Genomic DNA, 17,894 nt, shown 5'->3' on the forward strand with positions numbered 1-17,894 from the left:
GAAGTCGACAGTCGTGGCGCGATTGTAACGCGCCGGGCGTAATGCGCCACCGATGGCTGCGATTACTCTGGTACTACCTGGTTTACCAGCGTATGGCCTGTACCGGCCGGGACCAGTTTCTTGTGCAGCCACGGCAGCACGTTGTTCATTTGCGCTTCGAGTTTCCACGGCGGGTTAATCACGATCATGCCGGAGGCGGTCATGCCGCGTTGATCGCTGTCCGGGCGCACGCCCAGCTCGATTTGCAGGATGTTGCGAATGCCGGTCGCTTCCAGATCGCGCAGCATGCGTTTGATCTGCTGGCGCATTACAACCGGATACCAGAGGGCGTACACGCCGGTGGCGAAACGTTTGTGGCCTTCGCTGATACCGCTTACCACTGCCTGGTAGTCGGTTTTGATCTCATACGGCGGGTCGATCAGGATCAGACCACGGCGGGAGACCGGCGGCAGTTTGGCTTTTAACTGCTGGTAGCCGTCGGCGCGCGCCACGCGAGTGCGTTCATCTTTCTGGAACTCCTGGCGCAGCAGCGGGAAGTCGCTCGGATGCAGCTCGGTCAGCATCAATGTGTCCTGCTCGCGCAGCAGCTGGCGGGCGATCAGCGGTGAGCCTGGGTAGTAACGCAGCTGCTCGCCACGGTTAAAGTGACGCACCACATTCATATAGGGTTCCAGCTCGGCGGGCAGATCGTCCTGCTGCCAGATGCGCGCAATCCCTTCCATATATTCACCGGTGCGCTCCGCATGCTCGCCGGAGAGCTGATAACGCCCCGCGCCGGCGTGGGTGTCGAGATAGAGAAACGGTTTCTCTTTTTCTTTCAGCGCTTCGATGATCAGGCTCTGAACGGTGTGTTTGAGGACGTCGGCGTGGTTGCCCGCGTGGAAGCTGTGGCGATAACTGAGCATAGCGTTGGAGATTCCAGAAATTAAACGAGATTTCGCACAGTCTATCGCAGATCGCGGCGGATTACCGCTCAACCCTCCGCTTATTGCAGCGATACCCGGCTTAAGCGCACCCTCCGGCATTGAAATCTCCATAAGTTAGCCCCATGCTAATCAAACACCCTTTTCAACAGGACTGCGCATATGACCAACCCCCTTTTGACGCCTTTCGAGTTACCGCCGTTTTCCCACATTCGTCCTGAACATGTTGTCCCTGCGGTAACGAAAGCGCTGGACGACTGCCGGAACGCGGTTGAGAGCGTTGTCGCGCAGGGTGGCCCCTATACCTGGGCCAATCTTTGCCAGCCGCTGGCGGAAGTTGATGACCGCCTGGGTCGTCTCTTCTCTCCCGTCAGCCACCTGAATTCCGTAAAAAACAGCCCGGAACTGCGTGAAGCTTACGAACAGACCCTGCCGCTGCTCTCTGAGTACAGCACCTGGGTCGGCCAGCATGAAGGGCTCTATAACGCCTATCGCGATCTGCGCGACGGCGACCACTACGCTGAACTGAGCGTTGCCGAGAAAAAGTCGGTCGATAACGCCCTTCGTGACTTCAAACTGTCGGGCATCGGCCTGCCGAAAGAGACGCAGAAACGCTATGGCGAAATCGCCGCGCGCCTCTCTGAGCTGGGCAACCTCTATAGCAACAATGTGCTCGACGCCACCATGGGCTGGAGCAAGCTGGTTACTGACGAATCTGAACTCTCCGGCATGCCGGAAAGCGCCTTAGCGGCGGCGAAAGCGCAGGCAGAAGCCAAAGAGCAAGAGGGCTATCTGTTAACCCTCGATATTCCGAGCTACCTGCCGGTGATGACCTACTGCGACAACCAGGCGCTGCGCGAAGAGATGTACCGCGCGTACAGCACCCGCGCCTCCGATCAGGGGCCGAACGCGGGTAAATGGGATAACAGCCCGGTGATGGCAGAGATCCTCGCCCTGCGTCACGAACTGGCGCAGCTGCTTGGCTTTGAGAGCTATGCGGATAAATCACTGGCGACCAAAATGGCGGAAAACCCGGCGCAGGTGCTGGAGTTCTTAACCGATCTGGCGAAACGCGCGCGCCCGCAGGGCGAAAAAGAGTTGGCGCAGCTGCGTGCTTTTGCGAAAGCGGAGTTTGGCGTCGACGATCTGCAACCGTGGGATATCGCCTACTACAGCGAAAAACAGAAGCAGCACCTCTACAGCATCAGCGATGAGCAACTGCGCCCTTACTTCCCGGAAAACCGCGCCGTTAACGGCCTGTTCGAAGTGGTAAAACGCATTTACGGCATTACCGCTAAAGAGCGTACCGATGTCGATGTCTGGCACCCGGAAGTGCGCTTCTTCGAACTGTATGACGAAAACAACGAGCTGCGCGGCAGCTTCTACCTCGATCTCTATGCCCGCGAGCACAAACGCGGCGGGGCGTGGATGGATGATTGCGTCGGCCAGATGCGCCGCGCTGATGGCACGCTGCAAAAGCCGGTCGCCTATCTCACCTGTAACTTTAACCGCCCGGTGAGCGGCAAACCGGCGCTCTTCACCCATGATGAAGTGATCACCCTGTTCCATGAGTTTGGTCACGGCCTGCACCATATGCTGACGCGGGTTGAAACCGCAGGCGTTGCGGGCATCAGCGGTGTGCCGTGGGATGCGGTTGAGCTGCCGAGCCAGTTTATGGAGAACTGGTGCTGGGAGCCGGAGGCGCTGGCGTTTATCTCCGGTCACTTTGAGACCGGCGAGCCGCTGCCGCAGGAGTTGCTGGATAAAATGCTGGCGGCGAAAAACTACCAGGCGGCGATGTTTATCCTGCGCCAGCTGGAGTTCGGCCTGTTCGACTTCCGTCTGCATGCGGAATTCAACCCGCAAGAGGGGGCGAAAATCCTCGAAACCCTGGCTGAGATCAAACGCCAGGTGGCGGTGATGCCTGGGCCGTCGTGGGGCCGTTTCCCGCACGCCTTCAGCCACATCTTCGCAGGCGGTTACGCCGCAGGTTACTACAGCTACCTGTGGGCCGATGTGCTGGCAGCGGATGCCTACTCCCGCTTTGAGGAGGAGGGGATTTTCAACCGCGAAACCGGGCAGTCATTCCTCGATAACATCCTGACGCGCGGCGGTTCAGAAGAGCCGATGGAGCTGTTCAAACGCTTCCGTGGCCGCGAGCCGCAGATTGACGCGATGCTTGAGCATTATGGTATCGAAGGCTAACACTTGAAGATCTGCTTAGTGGATGAAACAGGCACCGGAGACGGTGCCTTATCCGATCTTATCGCCCGCTTTGGGCTGGAGCCGGATGACGACAACCTGATGGCGCTGGTTCGCACGCCAACCCATCTTGAGCTGCGTAAACGCGATGAACCGAAACTCGGCGGTATCTTTGTCGATTTTGTCGCAGGCGCGATGGCGCACCGGCGCAAGTTTGGTGGTGGTCGCGGCGAAGCGGTGGCGAAAGCGGTCGGCATTAAAGGCAGCTATCTGCCGGAGGTAGTGGATGCGACTGCCGGGCTTGGGCGCGACGCCTTTGTGCTCGCTTCCGTTGGCTGCCGGGTGCGCATGCTGGAGCGCAACCCGGTGGTTGCCGCTCTGCTGGAGGATGGTCTGCAGCGCGGCTATGCAGATGCAGAAGTCGGCCCGTGGCTACGCGACCGGTTAACGCTTATTCACGCTTCAAGCCTTTCCGGGCTGGCGGATATTACCCCGCGCCCGCAGGTGGTCTATCTCGATCCGATGTTTCCGCACAAGCAGAAAAGCGCGCTGGTGAAAAAGGAGATGCGGGTCTTTCAGTCGCTGGTTGGCCCGGATCTTGATGCTGATGGCTTACTGGAGCCTGCGCGTCAGTTAGCGATTAAACGCGTGGTGGTTAAACGGCCCGACTATGCGCCGCCGCTGGCAGGCGTCGCTACGCAATCTGCGGTGGTGACCAAAAGCCACCGTTTCGATATCTACCCCGGCTCCGGGGAATAAAAAAGCCCGGTGGCGTTGCGCGCACCGGGCGGTATTCAGGCTACTGACGAAAGGTCAACGAACGATTATTCGTCCTCTTCATCGCGCAGCGGGACAATCAGCATATCCACATGAACGGTGTTAATCAGCTGGCGCGCAGAGGACATCAGTTTGCTCCAGAAGTCCTGATGATGGCCGCACACCACCAAATCCATATCATATTTTTTGATCGCATCGACCAGCACCTGGCCCAGATCGCCGCTGCCGCTCAGGGTTTCGGTAATCGGATAGCCGGCGTTGGTGGAGAGCTCCGTCAGCGCATGGTGCGTTTCGTCGGAGATGCGCTTTTGCATATCGCCGAGGTTAACGTCGATAAGGCCGGTGTAGAGATCGGAGTAGTTCACATCGACATGAATCAGTGAAATCTTTGCGTTGTAAGGGCGCGCCATAGAGACGGCTTTATCAACCAGCAGCTTGCTTTCAGGGGAGAGATCGACGGCGATAAGGATGTGTTTGTAAGCCATAATGTTACTCCTTCCATAAGTTGTCGATGGCCATCCGGGTGAAACCCTGATGGGGTTGCGCTGCGCTCGCATCCTGCGTTGTACGTGAGCGTTGCGCCCGACTTTTCAGGTCGCATTCAAAATGATTCCTACCTTATAACGCTCTAACAGCACCGTCAATCAACCTGGATCACGATTCACTTACGTAATATTTACAGCGAGATGCAGGGATATGCGTTCGCTTGTGGCAAAAAAAGAGCGCTATCTCCTACACTATTAAGAAACCGTACGGAAGAGAGAGACGGTGTCCCGAAGTTGTCCTGATGCTTTGCGCGAGGTCAACTACGGAACATCGCCTTCGTTGTGGTCCGTCCGGAGCCTTGGTTACACTCTTTGTTGTCTACCTTAGTGGGGTTTTCAGGAGCGTGAGCGCTGGAGTGAAACTCTGTGGGCTCTCGCCGGGGAGGGGATATGGTGATCAGCACTGTTGCGCTGTTTTGGGCTTTGTGTGTGGTGTGTGTAGTGAACATGGCGCGTTATTACTCATCGCTGCGCGCCCTGTTGGTGGTACTTCGCGGGTGTGATCCCTTGCTGTATCAATATGTCGATGGCGGTGGGTTCTTTACCGCCCACGGTCAGCCGAGCAAGCAGATGCGGCTGGTGTGGTACATCTACGCTCAACGTTACCGCGATCACCATGACGATGAGTTTATCCGCCGCTGCGAGCGGGTGCGTCACCTGTTTATTTTGACCAGTTCGTTATGCGGGCTGGTGGTGCTGAGCCTGATTGGGCTGATGATTTGGCACTGAGCGCTGTTTTGATAAATGCCTGATGGCGCTGCGCTTATCAGGCCTACGGGTTACCGGAATGAGCTTTCCGCGTAGGCCGGATAAGGCGAAAGCCGCCATCCGGCAATGTGCACAGTTTCGGCAACTGCCTGATGGCGCTGCGCTTATCAGGCCTACGGGTTACCTGAATGAGCTTTCGGCGTAGGCCGGATAAGGCGTCAGCCGCCACCCGGCAATGTGCACAGTTTCGGCAACTGCCTGATGGCGCTACGCTTATCAGGCCTACGGGTTACCGGGCTGAGCTTTCCGCGTAGGCCGGATAAGGCGAAAGCCGCCATCCGGCAATCAGCACGGTTCCGGCAACTGCCTGATGGCGCTACGCTTATCAGGCCTACGGGTTACCTGAATGAGCTTTCGGCGTAGGCCGGATAAGGCGAAAGCCGCCATCCGGCAATCAGCACGGTTCCGGCAACTGCCTGATGGCGCTGCGCTTATCAGGCCTACGGGTGACCGGGCTGAGCTTTCGCGTAGGCCGGATAAGGCGCCAGCCGCCATCCGGCAATGTGCACGGTTTCAACAAATGCCTGATAGCGCTGCGCTTATCAGTTCTACGGGGACCGGGCTGAGCTTTCTCGTAGGCCGGATAAGGCGAAAGCCGCCATCCGGCAATGTGCACGGTTCCGGCAATAAAAAAACGGGTCAGTTTCCTGACCCGTTTTTTGTCTCTCTGAGGCTTAGGTTAAATAAGCTTCAGCGCAATCCAGTACAGACCGCCGGAGAGGATAATCGACGCCGGCAGCGTGAAGATCCAGGCCATCAGAATGTTGGTCACGGTTTTACGCTGCAGACCGCCGCCGTCGACAATCATCGTACCGGCTACGGACGAAGAGAGCACGTGGGTGGTTGAGACCGGCATCCCGGTATAGCTCGCCAGACCAATCGACACCGCTGCGGTCATCTGCGCGGACATCCCCTGAGCGTAGGTCATGCCTTTCTTACCGATCTTCTCGCCGATGGTAGTGGCAACACGACGCCAGCCAATCATCGTCCCCAGACCCAGTGCCAGCGCGACCGCCATGATGATCCAGATTGGCGCGTACTCGATGGTGCTGAGCATATCGCCTTTCAGTTTCTTCAGCAGACGCTGATCGTCGGCACCGATCTCCGGCTGCTTCGCCACTTTATCCGTGATATCGGAGAGGCAGAGCATAATCCGGCGCAGCTGTCCGCGCTGTTCCAGCGGGATCTGGTCGTAGTTTTCAATGCCGGTGAGCATCGCTTTCGCACGGTCCAGCGCAGTGATAGCGCGGCCCGCGTGGCAGTGAAACTCGCCAGGTTTAGTGGCTACTTCTTCCGGCGTTGGGATCAGCGGATCGACACCGGTCGCTTTTTGCAGCAGCGCCGGATGTTGCTGGAAGTAGGTTTCCACGTTGTTGACGGCGTCCCGCGTACGGGTGATGTCGTAACCGGAGGCGTTCATATTGACCACGAAGCCCGCCGGCGCGACGCCGATCAGCACCAGCATAATCAGGCCGATACCTTTCTGACCGTCGTTTGCCCCATGAGAGAAGCTGACGCCGATAGCAGAGAGGATCAGTGCGATACGCGTCCAGAAAGGCGGCTTTTTCTTGCCGTCGATCTTCTCACGTTCCGCAGGCGTCATATGGATGCGCGCACGTTTTTTGGTGCTGCTCCAGTAGCGACGCAGCAGGAACACCAATCCACCGGCAAATACCAGGCCGACGATCGGTGAAACGATCAGCGAACCAAAGATATTCAGCACTTTCGGGATGTTCAGCGCGTCGACCACCGAAGTGCCGGTCATCAGTGCATTGGTTAAACCAATACCGATAATTGCGCCAATCAGGGTGTGAGAACTGGAAGCAGGCAGGCCCAGATACCAGGTGCCGAGGTTCCAGATAATGGCAGCCAGCAGCATGGAAAAGACCATCGCCAGGCCGTGTGCGGAGCTAACATTCAGCAACAGATCGGTTGGCAACATATGCACAATGGCATACGCAACGCTTAACCCACCCAGCAAAACGCCGAAGAAGTTAAACACTGCCGCCATCACAACCGCCAGCTGAGAACGCATAGCGCGTGTATAAATCACGGTTGCAACGGCATTCGCTGTGTCGTGGAAGCCGTTAATGGCCTCGTAAAACAGAACAAAAACCAGTGCAAGCACGAGGAGTAGCCCGGTGTGGAGATCCAGGCCGGCAAACAAATGTACCATAGGTCGTTAAGCCATTTTGGGGACACGAACGCCGCGCATTATCAGGGACATTGGCGGTATGGGCAAAGTGAAATATCGACTTTTTTTGACATCATCGCTTACATTCCGCTGAATTTTTAAAATTATCTTATAAATTTCAATGGCATGTTTCTTTTCTCACCACACCGCGCTGGTGTGACCAGCCTGAACTCTTTACAATTCGCGACCAGGTAAGAGAGAGGGTGAAGATGTGGAAAGCTTTGATGCCATTATAGTCGGTGCTGGCGCGGCGGGGATGTTTTGTGCGGCGCTGGCGGGGCAAGCGGGCCAGCGCGTGCTGCTGCTGGATAACGGCAAAAAGCCGGGGCGTAAGATCCTGATGTCCGGCGGCGGGCGCTGCAACTTCACCAATCTTTATGTCGAACCGGCGGCTTACTTAAGCCAGAACCCCCATTTTTGTAAATCTGCCCTCGCGCGCTACACCCAGTGGGATTTTATCGATCTGGTGGGTAAACACGGCATCGCCTGGCATGAGAAGACGCTCGGCCAGCTATTTTGCGACGACTCCGCGCAGCAGATTGTCGATCTGCTGGTGGCAGAGTGCGAGAAGGGCAATGTCACCCAGCGCCTGCGCACGGAAATCCTCTCCGTCGAGCGTGATGATAACGGCTACACCTTACAGCTGAACGGCGGCACGGTGCAGGCGGCTAAACTGGTGATCGCCTCCGGCGGGCTGTCGATGCCGGGGCTGGGCGCTTCGCCTTTCGGCTACCAAATCGCCGAGCAGTTTGGCCTGAAGGTGCTGCCGACCCGCGCCGGCCTGGTGCCCTTTACCCTGCACAAACCTTTGCTTAAGCAGGTGCAGACCCTCTCTGGCGTCTCTGTGCCCTCTGTTATCACCGCTGAAAACGGCACGGTATTTCGCGAAAACCTGCTCTTTACCCATCGCGGTCTGTCGGGGCCTGCGGTGCTGCAAATCTCCAGCTACTGGCTGCCGGGCGAGTTCGTCACTATTAACTTAGTGCCGGAGTGCGATCTGGCAGAATTCCTGAATCAGCAGCGCGATGCGCATCCCAATCAGAGCCTGAAAAACACCCTCGGCATGCAGTTGCCAAAACGGCTGGTGGAGTGTTTGCAGCAGCTCGGGCAGATCCCCGATGTGACGCTGAAGCAGCTCAATAGCCGTGACCAGGAGAAGCTGGTCGAGGCCCTGACCGCGTGGCGAGTCCAGCCCAACGGCACCGAAGGTTACCGCACCGCAGAGGTAACGCTCGGCGGCGTGGATACCCATGAACTCTCGTCGCGCACGATGGAAGCGCGAAACGTGCCGGGGCTCTATTTTATTGGCGAAGTGATGGATGTGACCGGCTGGCTGGGGGGCTACAACTTCCAGTGGGCATGGTCCAGCGCGTGGGCCTGCGCACAGGCACTGGCGGAGCAAGAGGCATAAGCGTTTTTCGATCGCGCACGGTTTACCGCCAGCAACGTTCATCTTTCAGGCAATAAATTGCGAGAGCCCTCGCGAAACCGCAATGTGAGCATTTGACTCTGCGGCTGCGCACTCACACAATCCTTTTCACTTAAAGCAAATTACGCTGAAGGCCATTGATTTAAGCGTCTTTATTTTTGCGAGAGTGTTATTAACTCGCTAAAAACAGACGCTTTTTTTGGTAGGTTTGCTATGGATTAGGATAATTCCTGGCACTTATTTCGCCGAAAAATCAGACAATAGAGGCCTTTTCGCTTTCAAAAAGGGTGCGGTAGCTTTCTATCAAGCCCGCCACGTTAAACCGATGAACGCGCCTGGAGTGGTGCGTTTTATGTCAGGATCCGCTTTATGAGCAATCGCATCACTGTTCAGTTACCTGCCGAGGGGCTGCTCTTCTGGAAAATTTCTGGTCGTGAAGCCCTGTCCGAAGCATTCTCCTTTACCCTGCAATTGCTCGGGACTGACGCGCGCATGGATCGCAGCCAGCTGCTCGGGAAACCGGTCACCGTCACCCTGCCAACCCAGGGCTTGTCCGGCAGCCGCTACCTTAACGGTAAAATCACCCGCGTCGCCGTAAGCGCCGTCGAGCTGAGCGGTACGCGTTATGCCGTTTACCAACTTACCGTAGAGTCGGATCTCTGGCCGATGAAGCGCGACCGCAACCTGCGTATTTTCCAGGGACAGACGGTGCCGCAAATCGTGAAAACCCTGCTGGGCGAATACCAGGTCAATATTGAAGATAAGCTGACAGGCAGCTACCGCACGTGGGAGTACTGCGTGCAGTACCAGGAGAGCAGCTTCGATTTCATCAGCCGTCTGATGGAGCTGGAAGGCATCGCCTACCATTTCAAGCATGAAGCGGACAAACACACGCTGGTGCTGACCGACGCGGCTACCCAACATCAACCTTTCAGCGGCTATGAATTTATTCCCTATCACCAGACCCCATCGGGCGGTAGCACCGATGAAGAGGGAATTAGCCAGTGGGCGCTGGAAGATAGCGTGACGCCAGGGATTTACAGCCTGGATGATTACGATTTCCGCAAACCGAACGCGTGGCTTTTCCAGGCGCGGCAAAACCCGAACTCTCCGTCGCCTGGCACGATTGATGTTTATGACTGGCCGGGCCGCTTCGTCGAGCATGGGCACGGTGAATTCTACGCCCGCATTCGCCAGGAGCGCTGGCAGGTTGAGCATCAGCAAATCGAAGGCACCGCCACGGCAATCGGAATTGCGCCGGGCTGCACGTTCCAGCTGACCAACGCCGCGTTCTTTAATGACAATGGCGAATACCTTGTCACCGCCGCGCACTACAACTTTGAAGAGAACCGCTACGCCAGCGGTGCCGACAGCCAGACAGTGCACCGCATCGACTTCAGCGTTATTCCCTCCTCGGTGGTGTTTCGCCCGCCGCAGCACACTCCCTGGCCGCGCACTTACGGCCCGCAGACCGCGCGCGTCGTTGGCCCACAGGGTGAGAGCATCTGGACGGATAAATATGGCCGCATAAAAGTGAAGTTCCACTGGGATCGGCTGGCGAAAGGCGATGACACCAGCTCCTGCTGGGTGCGCGTCTCCAGCGCCTGGGCCGGTCAGGGCTATGGCGGCGTACAGATCCCGCGCGTCGGCGACGAAGTCGTCATCGACTTTATCAACGGCGATCCGGACCGCCCGATTGTTACCGGCCGCGTTTACAACGAAGCGAGCATGCCGCCCTGGGCGCTGCCTGCCGCCGCAACGCAGATGGGCTTCCTCAGCCGCTCGAAAGATGGCTCGGTAGATAATGCCAACGCCCTGCGCTTTGAAGATAAAGCGGGCGAAGAGCAGGTGTGGATCCAGGCCGAGCGTAACCTTGATACCCATGTGAAAAACGATGAGACGCGCAGCGTTGGCGGCTCACAGACCGTCAACATCACGCGCGATCACAGCGGCAAAGTGGCCGGAACCCACTTCCAGGCGACGCAGCTTTCCCACGACGAGGTGATCGGTGGCGATTTTACGCAGAAAGTGCAGGGTAATCTGACACTTGCCTCTGGCTCCAGCATCAAACTCGTTACCGGACAATCAGCCCTGATACTGGGTGCCAACGGCACGGTCACACTGCAGTGCAATGATTTTAAAATCGATGCGCTGGGCAGTGGGCAGATTAATACCAAAGGATTGCTGGATTTGAACTTATCAACACCGCAAAAACATGACGATGTTGCCCCCACCATCGACCAAATCCAGGCCGCGGTTACAAAAGCATTTGATCAAGGGAAGGATAAATAATGGCGACCGCACAGTTTGTTGTTTCGGAAGGCATCCTCAACCTGCCGGAAGCATGCCAGGATCGCAGCATTAACGTGCTGCGCTTTAATGAGAGCAACGCGACGCTGGTGATCACCCGTGCGTGGGACATCAAGGCAGGCGAGGAAGAGGCGTTTATCAGCCAGCAACTGGCGAAAGTGAAGCGCAGCATGAAGAAGGTAGTAATGGGCGAAGTGGGAGATAGCCAGGTGGCGAACCAGCCTGCCCGTGAAGTTTCGCTGCGCTTTGAAAACCAGGGCGTGTTGGTGCATGAGAAACTGGCCATCACCCGCGTGGAGGATCATCTTCTGGTGCTGACATTCAGCCGCACCGCGCCGTTTGACGCACCGGCTGATGCATTCTGGGCATCGATCAAATCGGGCTTACAGTTAGGGGCGTAAGGATGACGGATTACATCGCGGCCCGTATTGATGACCCACTGATTCACAGCTCGGCGCTGGCAGATTTTGTTGGCGCTGTCGTGGAAGGGGCGATTATCGCCGGGATCATTTTTTCCGGTGTCGGTGCAATAGTGGGCGGTGTGGTGATTGCCGCACTGGTCCTGAGCGGCGATCTGGAAAAAATCGGCGATGCCGCCGGGAAGCTGGTCGACAGCCTGATAGACCCCGGGCCCCCCGACGCGCATATCGTCACCGGCTCTGAAAACGTGCATATCAAGGGCAAAAAAGCCGCGCGTGCCGCCGGAAGCGTGGATCGCGATTATCTGCTCGCGCCTCCTGCTCCTGAAGAGAGCATCGACTGGGCGGCTGTTGGCGTGCTGGCGCTGGCCACTGCGGCTGAAGCGGCAAAGCTCATCGTGACGCCCGGCGGCATGACGATAGCGCTTGCCGAACGCGCCAAAAATCTCACCCTCGATGATATGAAAAAGTGGGGCTCAAACCTGTGGGAATCCCTTTCGCAACCGCTGGTTGAGAGCGCCGATCCCCATGCGACCCCGATGCCACTCGATACCGTTGACTGCAAAAAAGGCCATGCGGTCACCAGCAGTAACTTTATCGCGCAGGGTTCCAAAAGCGTCCTAATCAATAATCAGCCCGCGGCGCGCAATGGTGAGAAAAGCACCTGCGAAGCGGAAATCAAAGTCAGTGAAAATCCCCGGGTTCGCATCGGTGGCGACACGATCACCGTTCGTGATATTCGCAGCGGCAAGAACCAGCTGGCCTATATGCTGGGCGCGATTGTCGGCTCGCTGGGGGTTGGCGAGCTGGCGAATCTGGCAAGAATGCTCTGCCGACGCATGCTAACCCGCAGCGTGCTGAAAAATATCGTCTGCGCTTTTGGCAGCGCGGTGGTTTCAGATACGATTTCCTCCGTTCTTGTCTCCGCGGCGAGCACCGCTTTCCCGGTCAATATTGCCAGCGGCGCAAAGATCCTCGCCAAAGAGGAGGATCTCGACTTTGTGATGCCGGATCGTATGCCGCTCTACTGGCAGCGTATCTACAACAGCCGCAACCGCGCCTCCGGCATGTTTGGCCCCGGCTGGATGATGCCGTTTGAGACGCGTCTTTACCGTCTGGCGGATAATCAGCTGATTTTCAAAGATATGAGCGGGCGCGAGCTGGGGCTTGGTGAAGTGCTCAGCGGCGACATGATCTCCTATCCGGACGAGGGGCTCAGGCTCTTCTCCAGCCCGAACGGCGCGATCGCGATCCAGACCGGCGAAGGCGATCATCAGGTCTATGAGCCGGATCCCACCCGCCCCGGCGAGTGGCGCATGCACCGCATCTACGACCGCCATGAAAACGCCCACTACTTCAGCTGGAACGACCAGGGCCAGCTGGCGCGTATCTCCAGTGACAACGAAGCGCTGGATGTCGAACTTGAGTACGACGCCCATAGCGGGCGGTTACGCGCGGTTTATCAGATCGTTGATGGCGGACGCCAGCTGCTGGTGAGCTATCGCTACAACGACCAGGCGCAGCTGATTGCGGTCATCGATGCCGATGATGTGGTAACCCGCCAGTTTGGCTGGGATCGCGCCAGCGATATGCTGGCCTGGCACAGCTTCTCGACCGGTCTGAAAGTGCATTACCAGTGGCAGCCGAGCGCAGACGCTGAACATTGGCGCGTGAAGGCGTACCAGGTTCACGACGAGCAGGGCACGGTGCTGGAAAACTGGCGTATCGACGCCGATGAGAGCAAACGCTACGCCCGCGTCAGCAACGATGAAGGCGTGGTCAGCGAACACTACTGGGATGAGATCTACCGCATCACCGCGTACACCGATGTGCACGGCGGTAAGTGGCAGTTCAACTGGGCAGGTCAGTCCGAACAGTTGCTCTCAGCCGTACAGCCGGACGGCGGACGCTGGGAGTATGCCTGGGACGATCGCGGCAATATGACGCTGGAGCGCGACCCGCTCGAACGCGCAACGCTGAAAACCTGGCATCCGCTGTATGACTTCCCGTTAAAAGAGGTGCTGCCGGACGGCGGCGTCTGGCAGTACGAATACAGCCTGGCGGGCGATGTGGTGGCGCTGACCGATCCGGAAGGCGGCGTGACGCGCTTTGAGTGGAACGATCAGGGCGACTTAATCCGCCGCATTGATGCGCTGGAGAACAGCCACCGCTTCTGGTGGGATGCGCTGGGCCAGCTGATCCGCGAAGAGGACTGCTCCGGTAACCAGAGCCAGAATCAGTATGATGGTGCCGGGCACCTTATCCGCAGCACCGACCCGCTCGGCAATACGGACCGCTACGTCTGGAGCCCCGCCGGCCGCCTGCAGACCTATATTCGTGCCGACGGGCGCGAGACGCAGTTCAGCTACACCCAATCCGGCCTGCTCTGCGGCCAGAGCGTCGATGGCGTCAGCACGCGCAGGGTAAAACTCAACGCGCGCGGCCAGGTGACGGAAGCCACCGATCCGGCGGGGCATGTGACCCGTTTCCGCTTCAACCGGGCGGGCCGTCTGGTGACGCTCACCAACGCCAACAACCAGGAGTGGCGTTTCGACTACACCCCGACCGGGCTGCTGACCTGTCAGCAGGATTACGCCGGGCGGCAGACGGAGTATCACTACAACGCCGCGCAGCAAGTGGCTTCTCTGGTGCGCCACCCGGAGCGCGGCAGCGACCTGCCAGCGCAGGTGCTGAATTACGAATATGATGCCCTCGGGCGCATGACGGCGCGCGAAACCCCAGAGCACCGCACCGAGTACCGCTACAGCGCGCTGGCTACCGAAATCCGCCGTTATGCCTACACCGAGTGGCGTCAGGCCGCGGTGGAGATGCGCGAGCCCGCGCACAGCGAAGCCATCATCCTCGCGCGCAACAAGCTTGGCGACCTGGTCCGCGAGGAGAACCACTCCGGCGTTTATCAGCATGAATATGATGCCTTAAGCAACCTCAGCGCCACCACCTTCCCGGACGGGCGGGAACTGAAGTTCCTGCGCTACGGCACCGGGCACCTGCTGGAGATGCAGCTCTCCCTGAGCGGCAAAACGCTGCCGGTCACCGGCTACCAGCGTGACCGCCTGCACCGGGAGACGCACCGCACGATGGGCGCGCTGGAGCTCGAGACGCACTACGACATGGCCGGGCGTATCACGCACCGGCGCTGCACCGACAACCTGCGCGACCGTCTGGTCTCGGAGCGCCGCTACCAGTGGGACCGCGCGGACCAGATAATCCGCCGCATGTACACCGACGGCGCACCCTCCACCCCGGCGGAGAAGTACCGCCAGTCCCTGTGGGGCTACGACGCGGCCGGGCGCATGACGCAGAGCCTGCAGCCGGAAGGGGAAGAGCGTTTCTGGTATGACGCCGCGGACAACCGCACCACGCCGGCGCTGCAGCCGGTATGGAACAACCTGCTGAAACGCCTGGACGGCGTCAGCCGGGAGTATGACGGTTTCGGGCGTATGACCGTGCGCCACGACACGCACCGGAGAGTGACGCAGCGCTTCAGCTACGACGACGAGCACCGCATCAGCCGGGTGGAAATCGACGGCGACGCGGAGTTCACAAAAGCAGAATACCGCTACGACGCGCTGGGCCGCCGCACGGAGAAACAGGTGTGGCGACGCCATGCCCGTAAACCGGAACGCACGCAGTACGCCTGGTCCGGCCTGCAGATGGTGGGTGAAACCAGCGACAGTCACCCGGACGCAGCGGTGCAGTATATCTACACCGAAAACAGCTATGAACCGCTGGCACGCGTCGACAGCCACGGTGAGCACGCGGATATCTTCTGGTATCACACGGAACTGAACGGCCTGCCGGACAGCGTGACCGACAGCAACGGCGACACCGTCTGGCGCGGAGCTTCCACTGCCTGGGGCCGCAGCCTGCGCGAGAGCACACCGGTAACCTGGGACACCCCACAGAACCTGCGCTTTCAGGGCCAGTACCTGGACCGTGAAACGGGCCTGCACTACAACACCTTCCGCTACTACGACCCCGCGGGCGGGTGTTACACGCAGATGGACCCGATAGGGCTGCTGGGCGGGCTTAACACCTATACCTATGTGGTTGATCCGCTGGGGTGGGTGGATCCGCTGGGATTGGCGGGATGTGGTCCAGGGAAGGTTACTGGTGATTTTAAAACTATTCGCGAGAAATTTAGACTTGCCAGAAATGGTGACGTCTCAGCACAAGCAGAGATAGCATATGCTAAATATATGCGCAGTCAGGGTAATCATGTGCATTTTAACACACCGCCGAACCGTTCTATTTCGATGGCTGATTTTACGGTTAACGGTACGCAGGTCGATACGAAGCTCTTGAGCGGTATAGGTGGAAATGCTGCAAAGAATGCCAATAAAGGCGTACGTCAGGTCGGCGACAATGGTATTGTTCAAGTAATAAGGAGTTCTAATTCTAAAAATACACTCGAACAATTTGATGAGTTCTTTGGCGGCTTTAAACCCAATAACCCTAGCGTCCGTGTAGATTTAATAGATCAATCAGTATTGGATCCTTTTTGGAGATTTTAAACATGATTACTAAAGCAAGCATTCTTATTAGTTATGAAAATAAAGAGATATTGACAGAAAAAATATCTAATTTATTAGGGGCGGCTGATATTGACTTCACTATTATGGAATATGATTATTTTGATGCTAATGAATATAAGGAATATGTTGAAGGGAGAGGCATAATCCCTGATGACGATTCAAAATATATTGAAATATTAAGTAAGGTGGATTTTATATATGAGGTTGACTTTGGTACATCGGTAGCTTCTATTGAAAGTAATTATTTACCTGCATATATTGATTTTATTTCTCAAGTGCTTTCTCTACAGTTAAGGTGTGATGTTCTAACTAGTTTTAAGCCGCTGAGTGGCGACGAGTATTGTCCTGTAAGTTATTTTTTAGATGGCAAAGAGATTGTCAGCTTTATATCTAATTCATCTAATTGCTGGGATGGGGTTTTATGGATAAAAAAGTCAACTGCCTAATTATTAAGTCATTCTAAGTTGTGATTTTCTCTATTCTATTCTGTACCATGGTTTCGAAAATGAGGATTAATTTATTTCCATATGTGGGTTGATTCACTAGGACAAAGAACTATGAAAAGTGCTTGAGATTGGAATATGAATAGAGAACTAACGTTGTAATTTTTATCAGATGATCAACCGATGCCGCCTGATCAGCTTTTGACAGAGGATCTTATTAATAAATATGATGATGTTAGACGATTTTTCATTAATCACTCCGGTAAAGAGGCCATATCTCTATTTATTAAATCTTATGGATGTGGGGATGGTTGGGGAGTATATCACTTATTTGAAAATATTTTTATAAGTATGATAGTGACGATGTCATAATGTCTATTTCAAATATTATTGAAAATCCTCTTATAACGAAAGGTGTCAGATATTAAGTAACTCAGTTTGCAGTTTCATTTCCTGACAAAAGACTAATTGATGGCTTAATATATCATTGTCATCAAATGATGGTGATAATTATGAGGTGGCAATAATTGCTCTTGATTTAATTAAATAAATAAAACCCAGGAAACAATTTAGCATTGCGGTTAGTGTGGGAGGTGCCGACAAGACGGCGTGTGTTTTGGAAATGGTGACTTATGGCGTAATACTTTTTCAGCCATTAATCACCTCTGAAAGTGGGTTGTGCCATGCAGTAAGCGGATATATTGACGGAAACCAGCGAAAATCATCCGACGCCGCGGTGCAGTATATCTACACCGAAAACAGCTATGAACCGCTGGCGCGCGTCGACAGCCACGGTAAGCATACGGAAACTTTCTGGTATCACACGGCCAGGAATCGCGGAATAAATATGAAAAAAATCAACAATAGCTATATTTCGATGCTTTGGCAGGTACTTTCTGAAGATCCAAATATGGATGCTTCCCTTGTTGGTTTAAGCTTATCGAATGAAAAAAGCTTATCATTAGCCTTCCGGGAGTTAATAAAGCCGTCTTATGATAACTTCCCTAATTTTATAAAAGACAGATGCAAAAATAGTCTTGCATATGCGATTAATTTCTATGATGAAAAACCACTTTCACGTCTTTATGAGTCTGCCATTCCGCTTTTTGATCCGCCTAACAATATGAGTATGAAACAGTTTTATGTGGCCGCTTGGGAATGTCTCTTTCCAGGAGAAAGTTGTTTGATAAATAATCCAGAGGAATACGTAGAAATTTCTTTTAATGATTTATATACGAAATAGCATAATTTAGGTGTGGTTTAAGCATAGCTCTGTCTTTCTTATCTCCCCAGTTATGGCCTGAAATCATCAAGCGTATTGCTCTTGA

The 17,894-nt window shown here is 55.8% G+C and carries 12 protein-coding genes; 9 read left to right on the forward strand and 3 right to left on the reverse strand.

Annotated elements, in window-relative coordinates; all coding sequences use genetic code 11:
- Nucleotides 1-62 precede the first annotated feature (62 nt).
- On the reverse strand, nucleotides 63-905 hold the full coding sequence (locus BWI95_RS09030; RefSeq protein ID WP_054802669.1) for a 23S rRNA (adenine(2030)-N(6))-methyltransferase RlmJ: 843 nt from the start codon (nucleotides 903-905) through the stop codon (nucleotides 63-65).
- Nucleotides 906-1,085: 180 nt separating this feature from the next.
- Here BWI95_RS09030 and prlC point away from each other — a divergent pair, with 180 nt between their 5' ends.
- Both prlC and rsmJ read left to right on the forward strand, forming a co-directional pair.
- Nucleotides 1,086-3,128, forward strand: coding sequence for an oligopeptidase A (prlC, locus tag BWI95_RS09035; RefSeq protein ID WP_023482076.1), 2,043 nt, complete (start codon nucleotides 1,086-1,088; stop codon nucleotides 3,126-3,128).
- 3 nt (nucleotides 3,129-3,131) lie between these two features.
- The gene (rsmJ, locus tag BWI95_RS09040) at nucleotides 3,132-3,884 is read left to right on the forward strand and encodes a 16S rRNA (guanine(1516)-N(2))-methyltransferase RsmJ (protein WP_054802668.1); all 753 of its coding nucleotides are present in this window, start codon (nucleotides 3,132-3,134) and stop codon (nucleotides 3,882-3,884) included.
- A 65-nt stretch (nucleotides 3,885-3,949) separates the two neighbouring features.
- Here rsmJ and uspA read toward each other — a convergent pair whose 3' ends face one another.
- A complete protein-coding gene (gene uspA / locus BWI95_RS09045; protein ID WP_023482018.1) occupies nucleotides 3,950-4,387 on the reverse strand; it encodes a universal stress protein UspA in 438 nt (145 codons plus the stop codon).
- A 453-nt stretch (nucleotides 4,388-4,840) separates the two neighbouring features.
- Here uspA and uspB point away from each other — a divergent pair, with 453 nt between their 5' ends.
- Nucleotides 4,841-5,176: a universal stress protein UspB gene (gene uspB, locus BWI95_RS09050; protein ID WP_023481978.1), complete on the forward strand. Its 336-nt coding sequence runs from the start codon at nucleotides 4,841-4,843 to the stop codon at nucleotides 5,174-5,176.
- Nucleotides 5,177-5,894: 718 nt separating this feature from the next.
- Here uspB and pitA read toward each other — a convergent pair.
- Entirely contained in the window at nucleotides 5,895-7,391 is a 1,497-nt protein-coding gene (gene pitA / locus BWI95_RS09055) for an inorganic phosphate transporter PitA (RefSeq protein WP_023481972.1), read from the reverse strand.
- A 229-nt stretch (nucleotides 7,392-7,620) separates the two neighbouring features.
- On the opposite strand from pitA, the gene BWI95_RS09060 reads away from it, so the two are divergent.
- The 6 genes from BWI95_RS09060 (at nucleotide 7,621) to BWI95_RS09090 (ending at nucleotide 17,809) form a co-directional block, all read left to right on the forward strand.
- On the forward strand, nucleotides 7,621-8,820 hold the full coding sequence (locus BWI95_RS09060; RefSeq protein ID WP_076769367.1) for a BaiN/RdsA family NAD(P)/FAD-dependent oxidoreductase: 1,200 nt from the start codon (nucleotides 7,621-7,623) through the stop codon (nucleotides 8,818-8,820).
- Nucleotides 8,821-9,207: 387 nt separating this feature from the next.
- Complete coding sequence (locus tag BWI95_RS09065) at nucleotides 9,208-11,130, forward strand: type VI secretion system Vgr family protein (protein WP_076769368.1); 1,923 nt, start codon at nucleotides 9,208-9,210, stop codon at nucleotides 11,128-11,130.
- Nucleotides 11,130-11,549, forward strand: a complete 420-nt coding sequence (locus BWI95_RS09070; protein ID WP_054802667.1) for a DcrB-related protein — start codon at nucleotides 11,130-11,132, stop codon at nucleotides 11,547-11,549. The genes BWI95_RS09065 and BWI95_RS09070 overlap by 1 nt, the downstream gene beginning before the upstream one ends.
- A gap of 2 nt (nucleotides 11,550-11,551) precedes the next feature.
- Entirely contained in the window at nucleotides 11,552-16,102 is a 4,551-nt protein-coding gene (locus BWI95_RS09075) for an RHS repeat-associated core domain-containing protein (protein WP_083699364.1), read from the forward strand.
- A gap of 2 nt (nucleotides 16,103-16,104) precedes the next feature.
- On the forward strand, nucleotides 16,105-16,569 hold the full coding sequence (locus tag BWI95_RS09080) for a hypothetical protein (protein WP_076769369.1): 465 nt from the start codon (nucleotides 16,105-16,107) through the stop codon (nucleotides 16,567-16,569).
- A gap of 613 nt (nucleotides 16,570-17,182) precedes the next feature.
- Entirely contained in the window at nucleotides 17,183-17,809 is a 627-nt protein-coding gene (locus BWI95_RS09090) for a hypothetical protein (protein ID WP_156884902.1), read from the forward strand.
- Nucleotides 17,810-17,894: the final 85 nt, after the last annotated feature.

Source organism: Kosakonia cowanii JCM 10956 = DSM 18146 (assembly GCF_001975225.1).
In the GTDB taxonomy this organism is placed as follows: Bacteria; Pseudomonadota; Gammaproteobacteria; order Enterobacterales; family Enterobacteriaceae; genus Kosakonia; species Kosakonia cowanii.